The sequence below is a fragment of the Pseudomonas sp. OE 28.3 genome (assembly GCF_014268205.2).
In the GTDB taxonomy this organism is placed as follows: domain Bacteria; phylum Pseudomonadota; class Gammaproteobacteria; order Pseudomonadales; family Pseudomonadaceae; genus Aquipseudomonas; species Aquipseudomonas edaphica.
Genome location: NZ_CP077082.1, coordinates 4,896,425 through 4,912,578, shown reverse-complemented (window position 1 = coordinate 4,912,578; position 16,154 = coordinate 4,896,425). Strand labels below are relative to the sequence as shown.

Sequence of the window (16,154 nt, the reverse complement as noted above, 5' to 3'; positions counted from 1 at the left end):
CCCATGTCGACCTCAGCCCGCCTCATTCTTCTTGTTTGCGCCGCGCTCCTCAGCGCCTGCGCAAGCCGTCCACCGCCGCCTGCGCCTGTCGCGGTCAAGCCCAGGCCGGTGTTCAACTATTCGACCCAAAATTTCTCGCCAGCTGCCGAAGACGTGCTCTTCCGTGCGCTGGGCCTGGTCGGCACGCCTTACCGTTGGGGCGGCAACACCCCGGACTCCGGGTTCGATTGCAGCGGCCTGATCGGCTTTGTGTACCGTGACGCCGCCGGCATCAGCCTGCCGCGCACCACCCGCGAACTGATCGTGATGCGCGCTCAGGATGTGAGCGAAAACAACCTGCAAACCGGCGACCTGATCTTCTTCGCCACCGGCGGCGGCTCGCGAGTAAGTCACGCAGGTATCTACGTGGGTGAAGGGCGATTCGTACACGCCCCGCAAACGGGCGGTACGGTGAAGTTGGACACCTTGTCCAAGGCCTATTGGCAGAATGCCTACCTGAGCGCCAAGCGCGTGTTGCCGGCAAGCCTGGCGCGTAATCCTTAAGCCACTCGGGCCCAAGTGTCTGAGCCGGCTTGTGTGGGAGCTGGCTTGCCTGCGATTCAGGCGGCTCGGTCTGTCAGTTAAACCGAGGCGATTCCATCGCAGGCAAGCCAGCTCCCACATGGGCCCCATACAAGGCAGTTACTTAACCGCCGACACCCGCCACACCTTATTCCCCACATCATCGGCCACCAGCAAATCCCCTTGCTGATCAATCACCACGCCCACCGGCCGGCCCATGGCTTTTTCGTCTTTATTGAGAAACCCGGTCAGCACGTCCACCGGCTGCCCCTTGGGTTGCCCACCCTCGAACGGCACGAAGATCACCTTGTAGCCACTGTGCGGTTTGCGGTTCCACGAACCATGCTGGCCAATAAAAGCGCCGTTGCTGAACTGTGCCGGGAGTTTACTGCCCTCGGCAAACGTCAACCCAAGGGACGCGGTATGCGGCCCCACGGCATAGTCCGGGGCGATGGCCTTGGCGACCAGGTCGGGGTTTTGCGGTGAGACCCGCACGTCCACATGTTGGCCGTAGTAGCTGAAGGGCCAGCCATAAAACGCGCCATCCTTGACCGAGGTGATGTAGTCCGGCACCAGGTCGCTGCCGATTTCATCGCGCTCGTTGACCGCCGTCCACAGCTTGCCGCTCTGCGGTTCCCAGGCCATGCCATTGGGGTTGCGCAAACCGGAGGCAAAGATACGGTGCTGGCCCGTGGCGCGGTCGACCTCCCAGATCGCCGCTCGGCCTTCCTCCGCCGCCAGGCCGTTCTCACCGACATTGCTGTTGGAGCCGACACTCACATACAACTTGCTGCCGTCCTTGCTGGCCACCACATTTTTGGTCCAGTGGTGGTTGATACTGCCGCCCGGCAGGTCGACCACCTTGGTGCCGGCCTCCTTGATCGCGGTTTCACCCGGCTGGTAAGGGAAGCGCAGCAGCTTGTCCGAATCGGCGACGTACAGGTCGTTACCCACCAGGGTCATGCCAAACGGTGAATTGAGGTTCTCCAGAAACACCGTGCGCGTCTCGGCCACGCCATCATGGTCGGCATCGCGCAGCAGTGTGATGCGGTTCGGGCTCGGCACGCCCGCGCCCGCGCGGCCCATGACCTTCTCCATCACCCAGCCACGAATGCCCGTGGCGTCATCCGGTTTGGGTGGCGAATTGGTTTCGGCTACCAGCACATCCCCGTTAGGCAAAACGTAGAGCCAGCGCGGGTGATCCAGGCCTTCGGCAAATGCCGCTACTTGAGTCCCGGCAGCGGCTGTCGGCTTGGCACCCTCCGGCCAGCCGATCGCCGGGGCGATGTTTACGGTGGGGATCAGGGTTTTGTTCGGCTCCGGCAGGTTGGGCGATGGCCCGGTGCCGTCCGAGACCTGCAGGGTAGAGCTTTCACCGCAGGCGGCGAGGGTGCCTGCCAGCATGATCAGTAAGGCGAGTCTGGTTTTGTACATGGTTTTCTCCTTAATACCTGTAAAGGTAGAGAAGCGCGGCAGTCGGATGGTTCAAGTGCAAGGCCAGCTTTAATTGACGCTCCACCCCCAACCCACTAACCTTCGCGGCTTGTTCCAGGTGCTCTGTGGCCCATGTGCCGACAGAGTGAAACAGGGAAGCCGGTGAGTGAGCGCGTTTGTACACAGCGCAGCCGCAATTCCGGCGCTGCCCCCGCAACGGTAAATGAGTCAAAACGGTGCCTTTTGCCACTGTATCCGCGTGATATGGGAAGGCGCGCCGTTGGCCTGCTCGCGCTATCAGCAGAGCGCCACTCATGAGCCCGGAGACCGGCCTGGATCATCCAACAGCATCACGGTGGGCGATGCTTGGCTGTCTGTTTTTCTTTTTCCTGCCCGCCGTTTTTGTCCAGCCCCAACGGAGAGCTGCCATGACTGATTCCCCCGACCGCGACGAACGCCACCTGGCGCGCATGCTGCGCAAAAAAGCCGTGATCGACGAGCGTATCGCCAATTCCCCAAACGAATGCGGCTTGCTGCTGGTGCTGACCGGTAACGGCAAAGGCAAAAGCAGCTCGGCATTCGGCATGCTCGCCCGCGCCATGGGCCACGGCATGCAGTGCGGCGTGGTGCAGTTCATCAAGGGGCGTAACAGCACCGGCGAAGAGTTGTTCTTCCGGCGTTTCCCCGAGCAAGTGCGTTTCCATGTAATGGGCGAAGGCTTCACCTGGGAAACCCAGGACCGCCAGCGCGACATCGCCGCCGCCGAAGCCGCCTGGGCAGTTTCCCGCGAATTGCTGCAAGACCCGTCCATCGGCCTGGTGGTGCTGGACGAGTTGAACATCGCCCTCAAGCACGGCTACCTCGATCTGGACCAGGTGCTCAGCGACCTGCAGGCCCGCCCACCCATGCAGCACGTTGTGGTGACTGGCCGTGGCGCCAAGCCTGAACTGATCGAAATGGGCGACACCGTCACCGAAATGGGCATGCTCAAGCACGCGTTCCAAGCCGGTATCAAGGCACAGAAGGGCGTCGAACTTTGAATCAGCCCCGTCATTGCCCAGCCGTATTGATCGCCGCACCGGCGTCCGGCCAGGGCAAAACCACCGTCACCGCCGCGCTCGCCCGCTTGCACCGCAACCTGGGGCGCAAGGTGCGCGTGTTCAAATGCGGGCCGGATTTTCTCGACCCGATGATCCACGAGCGCGCCAGCGGTGCGCCGGTGTATCAGTTGGACATGTGGATGGTGGGCGAGCAAGAAAGTCGCCGCTTGCTGTGGGAAGCAGCCGGCGAGGCTGACCTTATTCTCATCGAAGGCGTAATGGGGCTGTTTGACGGCACACCGTCGAGCGCCGACCTGGCGCGGCACTTTGGTGTGCCGGTGCTCGGGGTCATTGATGGCACCGCCATGGCCCAGACCTTTGGTGCCTTGGCCTTGGGCCTGGCGCGCTACCAGCCGGACTTGCCATTCGCCGGTGTGCTGGCCAATCGCGTTGGCACCCTGCGTCATGCGCAGCTGCTCGAGGGCAGCCTCACCGAAGGCCTGCGCTGGTATGGCGCGTTGTCCCGTGAAACGGGGATTGAATTACCGAGTCGTCACCTGGGCCTGGTGCAAGCCAGTGAACTCAATGACCTCGATGCGCGCCTGGACGCCGCAGCCCAGGCGCTGGGCAGCAGCTGCGAAGTGGCGCTGCCGCCGCCGGTGACGTTCGCCGCGCCGCAACTGACTGAGGCTGAGCCGCTGTTGGCCGGTGTGCGTATTGCCGTAGCCCGTGATGAAGCCTTCGCTTTTACCTACGGCGCCAGCCTGGATCTGTTGCGGGCAATGGGCGCTGAGCTGAAGTTTTTCTCGCCGATCCATGATCACCAATTGCCCGACGCCGACAGCCTGTACTTGCCCGGCGGCTATCCCGAATTGCATCACCAGGCACTGTCTGAAAACACCCGGATGCTTGCGGCTATTCGCACCCATCATGCGGCTGGCAAACCACTGTTGGCTGAATGTGGCGGCATGCTCTACCTGCTGGATTCGCTCACCGATGTGGACGGCGCCCGTGCCGAACTGGTCGGCCTGCTGCAAGGCGATGCGGTGATGCAAAAGAAACTTGCCGCCCTGGCCCTGCAAAGTGTCGAGTTGCCCGAAGGCGTGCTGCGCGGCCATACCTATCACCATTCCCTGACCAGCACCGAATGGCAGCCGATTGCCCGCGGCCTGAGCCCCAATGGCGGGCGCGGGGCGGAGGCGGTGTATCGGCAGGGGCGGATGACGGCTTCATATGTGCACTTTTATTTTCCGTCGAATCCAACGGCGGTGGCCGCACTCTTCGCGCCGAGCATTGAGACCGCTATCGCAGCGATGCGGCGACCCGACAAGCCAGCTCCCACAGGGGAATGCATTGCAAATGTGGGAGCGGGCTTGCCCGCGATAGGGCCATGACCAACAACGCCTATCCCCAAGCCGACCGCCAAGCCGTCTACCGCGCCATCGCCGAACGCCGCGACATGCGCCACTTCACCGGCGGCACGGTCGCGCCCGAATTGCTGCACCGCCTGCTCCAGGCCGCACACCAGGCGCCCAGCGTGGGCTTGATGCAACCCTGGCGGTTTATCCGCATCAGCGACCGTCAACTGCGTGGGAATATTCAGCAATTGGTGGAGGAAGAACGCGTGCGCACCGCCGAAGCCCTGGGCGAGCGCTCCGACGAATTCATGAAGCTCAAGGTCGAAGGCATCCACGACTGCGCCGAAGTATTGGTGGCCGCGTTGATGGACGACCGCGAGCGCCATATTTTTGGCCGGCGCACCTTGCCGGAGATGGACATGGCGTCGCTGTCCTGCGCGATCCAGAATCTCTGGCTGGCCGCCCGTGTCGAGGGCATTGGTATGGGCTGGGTCTCGCTGTTCGAGCCACAAGCCCTGGCCGACCTGCTGGGCCTGCCGCCCGGCGCCAAACCCCTGGCCGTGTTGTGCCTGGGCCCGGTGGCCGAGTTCTACCCGGCACCGATGTTGCAACTCGAAGGCTGGACCGAACCACGGCCGCTGAGTGACATGTTGTATGAGAATGTGTGGGGAGTGAGTCAATGAGTGTGGCCTTGCTGTGTGTCGCTGCGGTGGCGCTGGATGCGCTGCTGGGTGAACCCAGGCGCTGGCATCCGCTGGTGGCGTTCGGCAATTTCGCCGGGCGCATCGAGCAACGTTTCAACACCGGTGGCCGTGGCTGGCGCAGCCACGGCGTGACCGCATGGTTTATCGCCGTGGTGCCGCTGACACTGCTGGCGACCGCGTTATCGTGGGCGCCCTATATCGGCTGGGTCCTGGAAATCCTGGCGCTGTACCTGGCGCTGGGCATGCGCAGCCTGGGTGAACATGTGATCCCGGTTGCGCAGGCGTTGCGCAGCGGTGACCTGGATGAAGCGCGCAAGCGCGTGAGTTATCTGGTCAGCCGCCAGACCAGCGAGCTGGACAGCACCGAAGTCGCCCGCGCCGCCACCGAGTCAGTGCTGGAGAACGGCAGCGACGCAGTATTTGCCGCGTTGTTCTGGTTTGTGGTCGCCGGTGTGCCGGGCGTGGTGCTGTACCGCCTGAGCAACACTCTCGACGCCATGTGGGGCTATCGCAACGAACGCTTCGAGCGCTTCGGCTGGGCAGCCGCCAGGATCGACGATGTACTCAACTATATTCCTGCACGGCTGGTGGCGCTGACCTACGCCGTTTTAGGCAAAACTCGCTTGGCGCTCAAATGCTGGCGCACCCAAGGCCCCACCTGGGACAGTCCCAACGCGGGTCCGGTGATGGCGGCCGGGGCGGGCGCCCTGGGCGTCGAGCTGGGTGGCGCGGCGATCTATCACGGCGAGCTGCATCAGCGTCCGCAGTTGGGCGAAGGCCCGGCCGCCGATGCCGACGCCATCGACCGTGGCTGGCAACTGGTGCAGCGTGGCGTTTGGTTATGGCTGTTGATCCTCTGCGCGGGGGCGCAATTGTATGCTTGAGCACGGTGGGCGCCTGCGTAAGGCGGTGATTGAATACGGGATTGCCGAGGCCGATTGGCTTGACCTGTCCAGCGGCCTCGCGCCCTGGCCCTGGTCGATCCCGGACATCCCGCTGCGCGCCTGGGCGCGTTTGCCGGAAGCCGACGACGGCCTGGAAAAGGCCGCCTGCGACTATTACGGTGCCGCCCACCTGCTGCCGGTGCCGGGCTCCCAGGCCGCGATCCAGCTGCTGCCGCGTCTGCGCCGCTCCGGCAAGGTTGGCGTGTTGTCGCCCTGTTACGCCGAGCACGCCGAAGCCTGGCGCCGCGCCGGGTATGTGGTGCGCGAAGTGCAGGAGCAGGAAGTCGACTTCTTTCTCGACAGCCTTGACGTGCTGGTGGTGGTTAACCCCAACAACCCCACCGGCCTTAGCCTGAGCCCGCAACGCCTGCTGGACTGGCACGCGCGGCTGGCCCAACGCGGCGGTTGGCTGGTGGTGGACGAGGCATTCATGGACGTCACACCAGAGCTCAGCCTGGCCAGCCACACCCATCATGTCGGCCTGATTGTATTGCGCTCGTTCGGCAAATTTTTCGGCCTGGCCGGTGTGCGCCTGGGCTTCGTGCTGGCTGAGCGCCGGTTGCTGCGGCTGTTGGCCGAGCAGGTTGGGCCGTGGGCCGTCAGCGGGCCGACCCGCGTGCTCGGGCAAGTGTGCCTGCGTGATACCGCCGGGCAGGTTCGTCAGCGTGAGCGCTGTGTCGAAGCGGGCCGGCGCTTGTTTGACCTGCTCGAACGCCACGGCTTTCAACCCCACGGTGGCTGCGCCCTGTTCCAGTGGCTGATCACCCCGCACGCCGAACGCATGCATGAATTCATGGCCCAGCGCGGCATTCTGCTGCGCCTGTTTGTCCACGACAGCAGCCTGCGCTTTGGCTTGCCCGATACCGAGGCAGATTGGCTGCGACTCGACGAAGCCCTGGCTGTCTACAAGGAAGCACCATGAGTACGCTGATGGTGCAAGGCACCACCTCCGACGCGGGCAAAAGTACCCTGGTGACCGCGCTGTGTCGCTGGCTGGTGCGCCAAGGCATCGCGGTGGCGCCGTTCAAGCCGCAGAACATGGCGCTCAACAGTGCCGTGACCGCTGAAGGTGGCGAGATCGGCCGCGCCCAGGCGGTGCAAGCCCAGGCCGCCAACCTGGCGCCACACACTGACATGAACCCGGTGCTGCTCAAACCCAACAGCGACACCGGCTCCCAAGTCATCATCCATGGCCGCGCCGTGACCAGCATGAACGCCGTGGCCTATCACGACTATAAAGCTATCGCGATGCAGGCGGTGCTGGCCTCTCACACACGCCTGAGCGCGGCTTACCCGGTGGTGATGGTGGAAGGCGCGGGGTCGCCCGCCGAGATCAATCTGCGCGCCAATGACATTGCCAATATGGGTTTTGCCGAGGCTGTGGATTGCCCGGTGCTACTGATTGCCGACATCAATCGCGGCGGCGTGTTCGCCCATCTGGTCGGCACTCTGGAATTGCTTTCGCCAACCGAACAGGCGCGGGTCAAGGGCTTCATTATCAACCGTTTTCGCGGCGATATCGCCTTGCTGCAGCCTGGCCTCGACTGGTTGGAAGCGCGCACCGGCAAGCCCGTGGTGGGCGTACTGCCCTACGTGATGGACCTGCACCTGGAAGCCGAAGACGGCATCGACCAGCGCCAGATCGACAAGGCCGCCCAAGTGCTCAAGGTGGTGGTGCCGGTATTGCCGCGCATCAGCAACCACACCGATTTCGACCCGCTGCGCCTGCACCCGCAGGTGGATTTGCAGTTTGTCGGGCCGGGCCAGCCGATTCCGCCTGCCGACCTGATTATCCTGCCGGGCTCCAAAAGCGTGCGCAGTGACTTGGCCTATTTGCGCGCCAACGGCTGGGACACTGCCGTGGCGCGGCACTTGCGTTATGGCGGCAAGGTGCTGGGGATTTGCGGCGGCTTGCAGATGCTCGGCGAGCAGCTGCATGACCCGCTCGGGCTGGAAGGGCCGGCTGGCTCCAGTGAAGGCTTGGGGCTGTTGGCGTTCAGTACGACGCTGGAGGAAGAGAAGCAGCTGCGCAATGTGCGTGGGCGCTTGTTGCTGGAAGATGCCGAGGTCAGTGGTTATGAGATCCACGCCGGCGTGACTTGCGGTGAAGCGCTGGCGAACGCCGCCGTGCGGTTGGATGACGGCCGCAGTGACGGCGCCCAGAGTGCCGACGGGCAGATTCTCGGCACCTACCTGCATGGCCTGTTCGAAAGCCCCGCGGCGTGCAGCGCCTTGTTGCGCTGGGCTGGGTTGCAGGACGTGCAGGAGGTGGATTACCACGCCTTGCGCGAGCGCGATATCGAGCGTTTGGCGGACCTGGTGGAGAACCACCTGGATACCACGTTGTTGCGCAAGCTATGCGGGCTCTGACGGTGTACACCCAGTCCAAATGTGGGAGCTGGCTTGCCTGCGATGGCGGTTTGTCGGTGTACATATCCCTCAGCTGGGTAACGGCCACTTATGGTTCCGCTCTTACAGCGGGTCACTTTTGTAAAGACACAAAAGTAACCAAAAAGTCTTCGCCCCACCACTCGGCACCTCGCCTGGGCTCGGTGTACCCGAACGCAGGCCAGCGTGGTTTAACGGGGCGACTGAGATCAAAATCAAAAGCCAGATCAACCGCCAGATCAAAAGCAGATCTGCCTTTCAGTGGGAGCTGGCTTGCCTGCGATGGCCATGGCTCAGCCACTGCATGCCTACCTGACTCACCCCACTTGCCGCGGCACACTTCAACCTGTCCACCCGCCGAACAAGGTGCCACCCCATGCATCAATTAATCCTCGGCGGTGCCCGCTCCGGCAAAAGCCGCCTGGCCGAAAAACTCGCCAGCGACAGCACCTTGCCCGTCATCTACATCGCCACCAGCCAGCCGCTGGATGGCGAGATGAGCGCGCGCGTCGCGCATCACCGTGAGCGGCGTCCCGATCATTGGGGCCTGATTGAAGAACCCATCGAACTGGCCCGCGTACTGCGCGAAAACGCCGCCGCCGGTCGCTGCCTGCTGGTGGATTGCCTGACCCTGTGGCTCACCAACCTGCTGATGCTCGAAGACCCGGCACGCCTGGCGCTGGAGCGCGATCAATTGCTGCAAACCCTGGCTGCACTGCCGGGTGAAATCATTTTTGTCAGCAACGAGACCGGAATGGGTGTCGTGCCGCTGGGCGAATTGACTCGCCGCTATGTGGATGAAGCCGGTTGGCTGCATCAAGCCTTGGCCGAGCGGTGTCAGCGTGTTGTCCTGACGGTTGCCGGCCTGCCCCTGACTTTGAAAGGTACTGCGTTATGACTGACACCTGGTGGCTCAACCCTTGTAAGGCTGTCGACGCCTCAGCGTACGAACAAGCGCTGGCGCGCCAGCAACAGCTGACCAAACCGGCCGGTTCGCTCGGCCAGCTCGAAGCTGTAGCGGTGCAACTGGCCGGCCTGCAAGGCCAGGTCAAACCGTTGGTGGACCAGGTGTGGATCGCCATTTTTGCCGGTGACCATGGCGTCGTCGCAGAAGGCGTGTCGGCGTTTCCCCAGGAAGTGACCGGGCAGATGCTGCACAACTTCGTCACTGGCGGCGCAGCCATCAGTGTGTTGGCACGTCAGCTGGATGCGCAGCTGGAAGTGGTCGACCTCGGCACGGTGACGCCCTCGCTGAACCTGCCCGGAGTGCGTCACCTGAACATCGGCGCGGGCACGGCGAATTTCGTCAACGGCCCGGCCATGACTGAAGCTCAGGGCTGCCTGGCGCTGCAAGCCGGTCGCGATAGCGCTCGGCGCGCTTTGGCCGGTGGCGCCCAGCTGTTTATCGGCGGTGAAATGGGCATCGGTAATACCACCGCCGCCAGCGCCTTGGCCTGTGCGCTGCTCGATTGCAAGGTCAGCGACCTTACAGGCCCGGGCACCGGTTTGAACGCCCAGGGCGTCAGCCACAAAGTGGCAGTTATCGAGCGCGCACTGGCGCTGCATGCCGGACAGCGCGATGACGCATTGCACACCCTGTTCAACCTCGGCGGGTTTGAAATTGCCGCGCTGGTCGGTGCCTATCTGGCCTGCGCACAAGAAGGCATCGTCGTGCTGGTGGACGGGTTTATCTGCACCGTCGCCGCACTGGTCGCCACGCGCCTGAACCCGGCGTGTCGAGAATGGCTGGTATTCGGCCATGGTGGCGCCGAGCCGGGCCATCGTCACGTACTGCAAAGCCTCAACGCCGAACCCTTGCTGCAACTCGGCCTGCGCCTGGGCGAGGGCAGTGGTGCGGCGCTGGCGGTGCCGTTGCTGCGCCTTGCGTGTGCGCTGCACGGGCAAATGGCGACATTCGCCGAAGCGGCCGTGGCAGACCGCCCGGCATGACCTTGCACCTGGACCTGCTGCGCCACGGCGAAACCGAGCTGGGTGGCGGTCTGCGCGGCAGCCTTGACGACGCGCTCACCGACAAGGGCTGGGCGCAGATGCGCGCCGCCGTAGCAGAGCAGGGCCCTTGGGACCGCCTGGTCAGCTCGCCGCTGCAGCGTTGCGCGCTGTTCGCCCAAGAGTTGGGCGCACGCCTCGATGTGCCGGTGAACCTGGAAAAAGACCTGCAGGAATTGCACTTCGGCGCCTGGGAAGGGCATAGCGCAGCGGCGCTGATGGAAACCGACGCTGAAGGGTTGGGGCTGTTCTGGGCCGATCCCTACAGCTTCACCCCCCCTGAGGGTGAGCCGGTCAGCGACTTTTCACACCGTGTCCTCAGCGCCGTCTCGCGCTTGCACCAGGCTTATGCTGGTGAGCGCGTGTTGCTGATCAGCCACGGTGGCGTGATGCGTCTGCTATTGGCGCGAGCGCGAGGTTTGCCGCGCGAGCAGTTGTTGAATGTCGAGGTCGGCCATGGTGGGCTGTTCAGCCTGCACGTGGCTGCCGATGGTGTGTTGAAAGAAGGAACCTGACGATGCTGCCATTCTGGATCGCCCTGCAATTTCTCAGCAGCCTGCCGATTTGTTTGCCGGGCATGCCGCAGCCACAAGAGTTGGGGCGTTCGCTGCTGTTTTATCCTGTGGTCGGGCTGTTGTTCGGCGTGCTGTTATGGGCGCTGAACAGCGTATTGATGGGCGCGCCGTTGTTGCTGCATGCCGCCTTATTGCTGACCGCGTGGGTGTTGCTTAGCGGTGGCCTGCACCTGGACGGCCTGGCGGACAGCGCCGATGCCTGGCTCGGTGGCTTCGGCGACCGCGAGCGCACCCTGACCATCATGAAAGACCCGCGCAGCGGGCCGATTGCGGTGGTTACCCTGGGCTTGGTGCTGTTGCTCAAGTTCACCGCGCTGGTGGCGTTGATCGAGCAACGTAATGGCGCGGCATTGATCCTGGCGCCATTGATCGGGCGGGCGTCGATGCTGGCGCTGTTCCTTACAACGCGCTATGTGCGTGCAGGCGGTTTGGGTCAGGCGCTGTCGGACCATTTACCGCGGGTTGTCGGCCAACAGGTGCTGATCCTCAGTGGCCTGGCCTGCATCCTGATCGGCGGTTTCAGCGGCGGCATGGCTGTTCTGCTGGCGGCGCTGTGTTTTATCGGCCTGCGCCAATTGATGGTCAACCGGCTGGGTGGCACCACCGGCGACACAGCTGGCGCACTCCTGGAGTTGCTGGAAGTCGCGGTGTTGATCGGTTTGGCTCTGTAACACTTTCTTGCATTTCCTTAATCGCGGGTATATACACGTTCCATGCTTGCCTCCCAATGTTTATGCACCAACCTGCGACGTGCCGCCCGTGGCGTCAGCAGGCATTACGACGGCGCTCTCGACGGCTTCGGGATCAACGTCGCCCAGTATTCTTTGCTGTGCAACTTGCAGCGTCTCGACCAACCGAGCATTTCCAGCCTGGCCGACGCCATGGGCCTGGATCGCAGCACCTTGGGGCGCAACTTGCGGGTGCTGGAAGGCGAAGGCCTGGTGCAGTTGGTCGAGGGTGATGACTTGCGCAACCGCCTGGTGCTGTTGACGCAAGCCGGCGAAGAACGGCTGGCTGCGGCGTTGCCGGCGTGGGAAGCGGCGCAGCAAAAATTGATTGATCAGTTAGGCGCCGAAAAGCGCGAAACCTTGCTGGCCTTGCTGGATGAACTCGCCTGAGCGCGGGTTTGTTCGATTACAAGCGGGTATATACCCGCGAGCGGAGAATAAGAACATGACCTCGATGTGGCGCACCAGTGGTTGGATCCTTGTGGGGAGTGCGCTGATCCTGGCGTTGTCCTTGGGCGTGCGGCACGGTTTCGGCCTGTTCCTGGCGCCGATGAGCAACGAATTTGGCTGGGGGCGCGAGACGTTTGCCTTCGCCATCGCGCTGCAGAATCTGATTTGGGGCCTTGCGCAGCCGTTCACCGGCGCCCTGGCCGACCGTTTCGGCGCGACCAAAACGGTGTTCGTCGGCGGCGTACTGTACGCCGTGGGCCTGGTGTTGATGGGCATGTCCGATTCGGCGTGGTCATTGTCACTAAGTGCCGGCTTGCTGATTGGTATCGGCCTGTCGGGCACCTCGTTTTCGGTGATTCTCGGCGTGGTGGGCCGCACCGTACCGCCGGAAAAACGCAGCATGGCCATGGGCATCGCCAGCGCCGCAGGCTCTTTTGGTCAGTTCGCCATGGTGCCCGGCACATTGGGCTTGATCGGCTGGCTGGGCTGGTCGGCCGCCTTGTTGGCGCTGGGGCTGATGGTGGCGCTGATTCTGCCGCTGGTGGCGATGCTCAAGGACAAGCCGCTGCCGGTGGTGACTGGCCAGCAAACCTTGCGTGAAGCCTTGAAGGAAGCCTGTTCCCATTCCGGCTTCTGGTTGCTGGCATTCGGCTTTTTTGTGTGCGGTTTCCAGGTGGTGTTTATCGGCGTGCACCTGCCGGCCTACTTGGTCGATCAGCATTTGCCGGCCACGGTGGGCACCACGGTGCTGGCCTTGATCGGTCTGTTTAATGTATTCGGCACCTACACCGCCGGCTGGCTCGGCGGGCGCATGTCCAAGCCACGCTTGCTTACCGGCCTGTACCTGCTGCGTGCGGTCGTCATTGTGTTGTTCCTGTGGGCGCCGGTTACCGAAATCACGGCCTACCTGTTTGGCATGGCCATGGGCTTTTTGTGGCTGTCTACGGTGCCGCTGACTAATGGCACCGTCGCAACCTTGTTTGGTGTGCGAAACCTCTCGATGCTCGGTGGGATCGTGTTCCTGTTCCACCAAATCGGGTCGTTCCTCGGCGGCTGGTTGGGCGGGGTGGTCTATGATCGAACCGGCAACTACGATTTGATCTGGCAGGTGGCGATTCTGCTGAGCGTGCTCGCCGCCGCGCTGAACTGGCCGGTGCGCGAGCGGCCGGTGGCGCGCTTGCAGGCGCAGATGGAGGCGGCATGAGTGTGACGGCACGGTGTTTGACGGTAGCGGCGCTGGTCGTGCTGATGCTGCTGGCCTGGTGGGGCTGGCAGCGTGGTGGGCTGGCGTTGATGCAACTGGGTATGTCGATCTGTTAAGTTCGTGGTCTGGAAATGTTAAGGACTCACGACATGCAGATGCACTGGCTTGCAGTACCCGTCCTGATGGCCATTGGCAGTGTTGCCATGGCCGCTGATTGCCCACCGTTGCTTGAGGGCCAATTGCCCAAGCTGCGCGCCAAGGAATCCATCGATTTGTGCCATCGCTTTGCCGGCAAACCCCTGGTTATCGTCAACACCGCCAGCTTCTGCGGGTTCGCACCACAGTTCAAAGGCCTCGAAGCCTTGTACCAGCGCTACAAGGGCCAGGGGCTGGAAGTGATTGGCGTGCCGTCCGATGACTTCAAGCAGGAAGCCAAGACCGGTGAAGAGACCGCCAAGGTCTGTTACGTGAATTACGGCGTGACCTTCACCATGACCGAACCGCAAAAAGTCAAAGGACCGGATGCGGTACACCTGTTCAAGGTGCTGGCGCAGCAGACCAGCGCGCCGAAATGGAATTTCTACAAGTACGTGGTCGACCGCCAAGGCAAGGTAATTGCCAACTTCTCCAGTTTGACCAAGCCGGACAGCCCGGACTTGATCAAGGCAGTGGAAGAAGCCTTGGCTTCCAAACCCTGATCGTCGGCGATTAAAAAGCCCCGCCTCCTGTGCAGGAGAGCGGGGCTTTTTTAGATTCAGCTGGCGAGCCGGTCAGGCTCGCAGTGAATCAGAACTTGTAAGTCGCACCCAGGCCGTAACCCCAAGCGCTGTTTTTGTACTCGGCGTTGTAGGCGTTGCCCTTGCCGGTACGGTTGACGTTGACTTCTTCTTCCCACAGGTAGGAGACGGCAGCGTCGATCGTCCAGTCTTCAGTAGGGCTGAAGCCGGCACCAAAGCTGACAGCCTTACGGTCGCCAGTCGGGATACGCACCGAACGGTCGGTGTTGTTGGTAGGCGATTGGTCAACAGAGAAACCGGTGCGCAGTACCCACTGTTTGTTGACCTGGAACGAAGCACCGATGGCCGAGGCCCAGGTGTCATGCCAGTTCTGTGGCTCGTTGATGCGACCGATCGGGCCAGCCGCGCCACCCAGTGCAGGCGAAACGCCCGAGTTGTTGACGGTGATTTCTTTCAGGCGGCTCCAACGGGTCCATGTGGTACCCGCATACAACGTCCATTGGTCATCCAGCTTGTGGGTGATGGACATGTCGTAGGATTCTGGAGTGGTGATGTTCAACTTGGCGTCAAAACGCCCGCCGTTGAACGGACCAAAACCACGGCCGGAAATATCGGTGTGACCCGACAGGTTGTAGGAAACCTTGGAGGTGTACGTCAGGCCGATGTTGGTGCTAGCCCATGGCGTCACCAGGATACCGACTTTGTAGCCCCATGCGGTGTCATCGCCCTTGATGTCCACCAGGCCATCATTGCGGCCGAAGGTTTGCGCCAGCGGCGTCGACGAGGTCAGGTTACCGCTGATCTTGTTGAACGTCGGGCCGATACCCACGGACACGTATTCGTTGAAGGCGTAGCTGACAGTCGGCTGGAGGGTGACGACTTTAACGTCACTCTTCTTGCCGTAGTAACGGCCGCCGAAGCTGTCTTCGTAGTTGGTGATCAGGCCGAACGGCGCATACACGCCCAGGCCGAACGCCAGGTCATCGGTCGCTTTTTTCACGGCAAACAACATCGGGACTTTGGTAAAAGGAACCATGTCACCGTCGTTGCTGCTGCCGGGTGGGCCACCGCTGGTGTTTTTGATATCGGTCTTGGCGTCGATAGCTGCGACACCGGCAGTGATTTGATCGCGCTTGAGGCGTGACATGCCGGCAGGGTTGCCAGCGACAGTGCTTGCATCATCGGCAGATGAAGAGCGCCCGGCGAAACCTGTACCCATCCCACTGATGCTTTGCTCGTTGAGGGCAAAGCCGCTCGCGAACAGTTGGGTGGAGGCCATGGCAACGGCGAGGCTAAGTGTGGTCTTGAGCATTACTTTTTTCATTATTAGAACTCCGTGGTGATCACCGCTGCGGAAAGTAACAATAAATTTAGGTTAGCGCTATAGGCTGTAATGCAGGAGATAGAGCGGTTTTGTAGGACAATCCGACCAAAATCGGGGTTTTTAGCCGAATCTTGCAAAACGCCTGGTCAACAAGTGACCTGATTCATGGGTGAAACACAGGTCTGCCAGGCTTGGGTGAAGTCCCGCAGCCGACCTTGTGGGTGAAAAATTTCTTTCCAGATACGTGCCATTGCCAGTACATCGCCCGGCTGCGGCAGGGCAGGGCTGTGCTGCTCCACCAGCAGCCATGCGATGGCGGTGGCGTAACGCAGATTGACGGTTAACTCAAGCTGGGGCGCACTGAGGAATGCGTGCTGACTGGCCAGGCCGCGTACCAGGCTGGCGCGCTCGGGGTCGCGCGCCAGGTAATGGTCCCAAAGGGCGCGGTGGCGCGGTTCGGTGATGCTGTACAGGCCGTGGCCACGACGGTCGTGCAGGGCCGAGCCGAGTTCCGACTGGCTGGCAGCAATGCCCAGCAGCAGGGCTTCGGCTGTCGCATTATGGCGGCCGAGGTAAATCAACGTCGGCCGGATCACATAACGACACAATTCGCTGGCGGCGATACCCATACAAGCCTCGGTCCATGAAAGTGGTCGACGGTGCCTGAGAGGGGGCTTGGCAGCTGTGAATCGGATCTCAG

The 16,154-nt window shown here is 62.4% G+C and carries 17 protein-coding genes and 1 riboswitch; of the genes, 14 read left to right on the top strand and 3 right to left on the bottom strand.

All coding sequences use genetic code 11. The features are described from left to right. Positions 1 to 3: 3 nt before the first annotated feature. Positions 4 to 543: a C40 family peptidase gene (locus HU759_RS21955; RefSeq protein ID WP_017134887.1), complete on the top strand. Its 540-nt coding sequence runs from the start codon at positions 4 to 6 to the stop codon at positions 541 to 543. 138 nt (positions 544 to 681) lie between these two features. On the opposite strand, the gene HU759_RS21950 is transcribed toward HU759_RS21955, so the two are convergent. Then, a complete protein-coding gene (locus HU759_RS21950; protein ID WP_186617155.1) occupies positions 682 to 1,995 on the bottom strand; it encodes a sorbosone dehydrogenase family protein in 1,314 nt (437 codons plus the stop codon). 99 nt (positions 1,996 to 2,094) lie between these two features. Further along, a riboswitch (cobalamin riboswitch) is annotated at positions 2,095 to 2,346 on the top strand. 77 nt (positions 2,347 to 2,423) lie between these two features. Between HU759_RS21950 and cobO the strand changes: the two genes are divergently transcribed. The 13 genes from cobO (at position 2,424) to HU759_RS21885 (ending at position 14,091) form a co-directional block, all read left to right on the top strand. Continuing rightward, the gene (gene cobO, locus HU759_RS21945; RefSeq protein WP_010208674.1) at positions 2,424 to 3,035 is read left to right on the top strand and encodes a cob(I)yrinic acid a,c-diamide adenosyltransferase; all 612 of its coding nucleotides are present in this window, start codon (positions 2,424 to 2,426) and stop codon (positions 3,033 to 3,035) included. Continuing rightward, on the top strand, positions 3,032 to 4,429 hold the full coding sequence (locus HU759_RS21940; protein ID WP_186617154.1) for a cobyrinate a,c-diamide synthase: 1,398 nt from the start codon (positions 3,032 to 3,034) through the stop codon (positions 4,427 to 4,429). Before cobO ends, HU759_RS21940 begins: the two co-directional genes overlap by 4 nt. Further along, positions 4,426 to 5,076 carry a 5,6-dimethylbenzimidazole synthase gene (bluB, locus tag HU759_RS21935; protein ID WP_017134890.1) on the top strand — a complete coding sequence of 217 codons (651 nt, stop codon included), beginning with the start codon at positions 4,426 to 4,428 and terminating at the stop codon, positions 5,074 to 5,076. The genes HU759_RS21940 and bluB overlap by 4 nt, the downstream gene beginning before the upstream one ends. Then, positions 5,073 to 5,981, top strand: coding sequence for an adenosylcobinamide-phosphate synthase CbiB (cbiB, locus tag HU759_RS21930; RefSeq protein ID WP_138449009.1), 909 nt, complete (start codon positions 5,073 to 5,075; stop codon positions 5,979 to 5,981). Before bluB ends, cbiB begins: the two co-directional genes overlap by 4 nt. Continuing rightward, positions 5,974 to 6,963: a threonine-phosphate decarboxylase CobD gene (gene cobD, locus HU759_RS21925; RefSeq protein ID WP_017134892.1), complete on the top strand. Its 990-nt coding sequence runs from the start codon at positions 5,974 to 5,976 to the stop codon at positions 6,961 to 6,963. Before cbiB ends, cobD begins: the two co-directional genes overlap by 8 nt. Beyond that, the gene (locus HU759_RS21920; RefSeq protein WP_177034267.1) at positions 6,960 to 8,411 is read left to right on the top strand and encodes a cobyric acid synthase; all 1,452 of its coding nucleotides are present in this window, start codon (positions 6,960 to 6,962) and stop codon (positions 8,409 to 8,411) included. Before cobD ends, HU759_RS21920 begins: the two co-directional genes overlap by 4 nt. A gap of 394 nt (positions 8,412 to 8,805) precedes the next feature. Next, entirely contained in the window at positions 8,806 to 9,327 is a 522-nt protein-coding gene (gene cobU / locus HU759_RS21915) for a bifunctional adenosylcobinamide kinase/adenosylcobinamide-phosphate guanylyltransferase (protein ID WP_177034580.1), read from the top strand. Then, the gene (gene cobT, locus HU759_RS21910; protein ID WP_017134895.1) at positions 9,324 to 10,379 is read left to right on the top strand and encodes a nicotinate-nucleotide--dimethylbenzimidazole phosphoribosyltransferase; all 1,056 of its coding nucleotides are present in this window, start codon (positions 9,324 to 9,326) and stop codon (positions 10,377 to 10,379) included. Before cobU ends, cobT begins: the two co-directional genes overlap by 4 nt. Further along, entirely contained in the window at positions 10,376 to 10,951 is a 576-nt protein-coding gene (cobC, locus tag HU759_RS21905; protein ID WP_170039152.1) for an alpha-ribazole phosphatase family protein, read from the top strand. Before cobT ends, cobC begins: the two co-directional genes overlap by 4 nt. Before the next feature lie 2 nt (positions 10,952 to 10,953). Further along, positions 10,954 to 11,682: an adenosylcobinamide-GDP ribazoletransferase gene (locus HU759_RS21900; RefSeq protein WP_170039150.1), complete on the top strand. Its 729-nt coding sequence runs from the start codon at positions 10,954 to 10,956 to the stop codon at positions 11,680 to 11,682. Positions 11,683 to 11,724: 42 nt separating this feature from the next. Continuing rightward, complete coding sequence (locus tag HU759_RS21895; protein WP_017134898.1) at positions 11,725 to 12,129, top strand: MarR family transcriptional regulator; 405 nt, start codon at positions 11,725 to 11,727, stop codon at positions 12,127 to 12,129. Positions 12,130 to 12,193: 64 nt separating this feature from the next. Next, on the top strand, positions 12,194 to 13,393 hold the full coding sequence (locus HU759_RS21890; RefSeq protein WP_169985254.1) for an MFS transporter: 1,200 nt from the start codon (positions 12,194 to 12,196) through the stop codon (positions 13,391 to 13,393). A gap of 149 nt (positions 13,394 to 13,542) precedes the next feature. Then, on the top strand, positions 13,543 to 14,091 hold the full coding sequence (locus tag HU759_RS21885; RefSeq protein WP_170039148.1) for a redoxin domain-containing protein: 549 nt from the start codon (positions 13,543 to 13,545) through the stop codon (positions 14,089 to 14,091). Between the two features lie 88 nt (positions 14,092 to 14,179). Here HU759_RS21885 and HU759_RS21880 read toward each other — a convergent pair whose 3' ends face one another. Together HU759_RS21880 and HU759_RS21875 are read right to left on the bottom strand one after the other, a co-directional pair. Further along, the gene (locus HU759_RS21880) at positions 14,180 to 15,454 is read right to left on the bottom strand and encodes an outer membrane protein transport protein (protein WP_017134902.1); all 1,275 of its coding nucleotides are present in this window, start codon (positions 15,452 to 15,454) and stop codon (positions 14,180 to 14,182) included. A gap of 146 nt (positions 15,455 to 15,600) precedes the next feature. Then, entirely contained in the window at positions 15,601 to 16,083 is a 483-nt protein-coding gene (locus HU759_RS21875) for a hypothetical protein (RefSeq protein WP_017134903.1), read from the bottom strand. Positions 16,084 to 16,154: the final 71 nt, after the last annotated feature.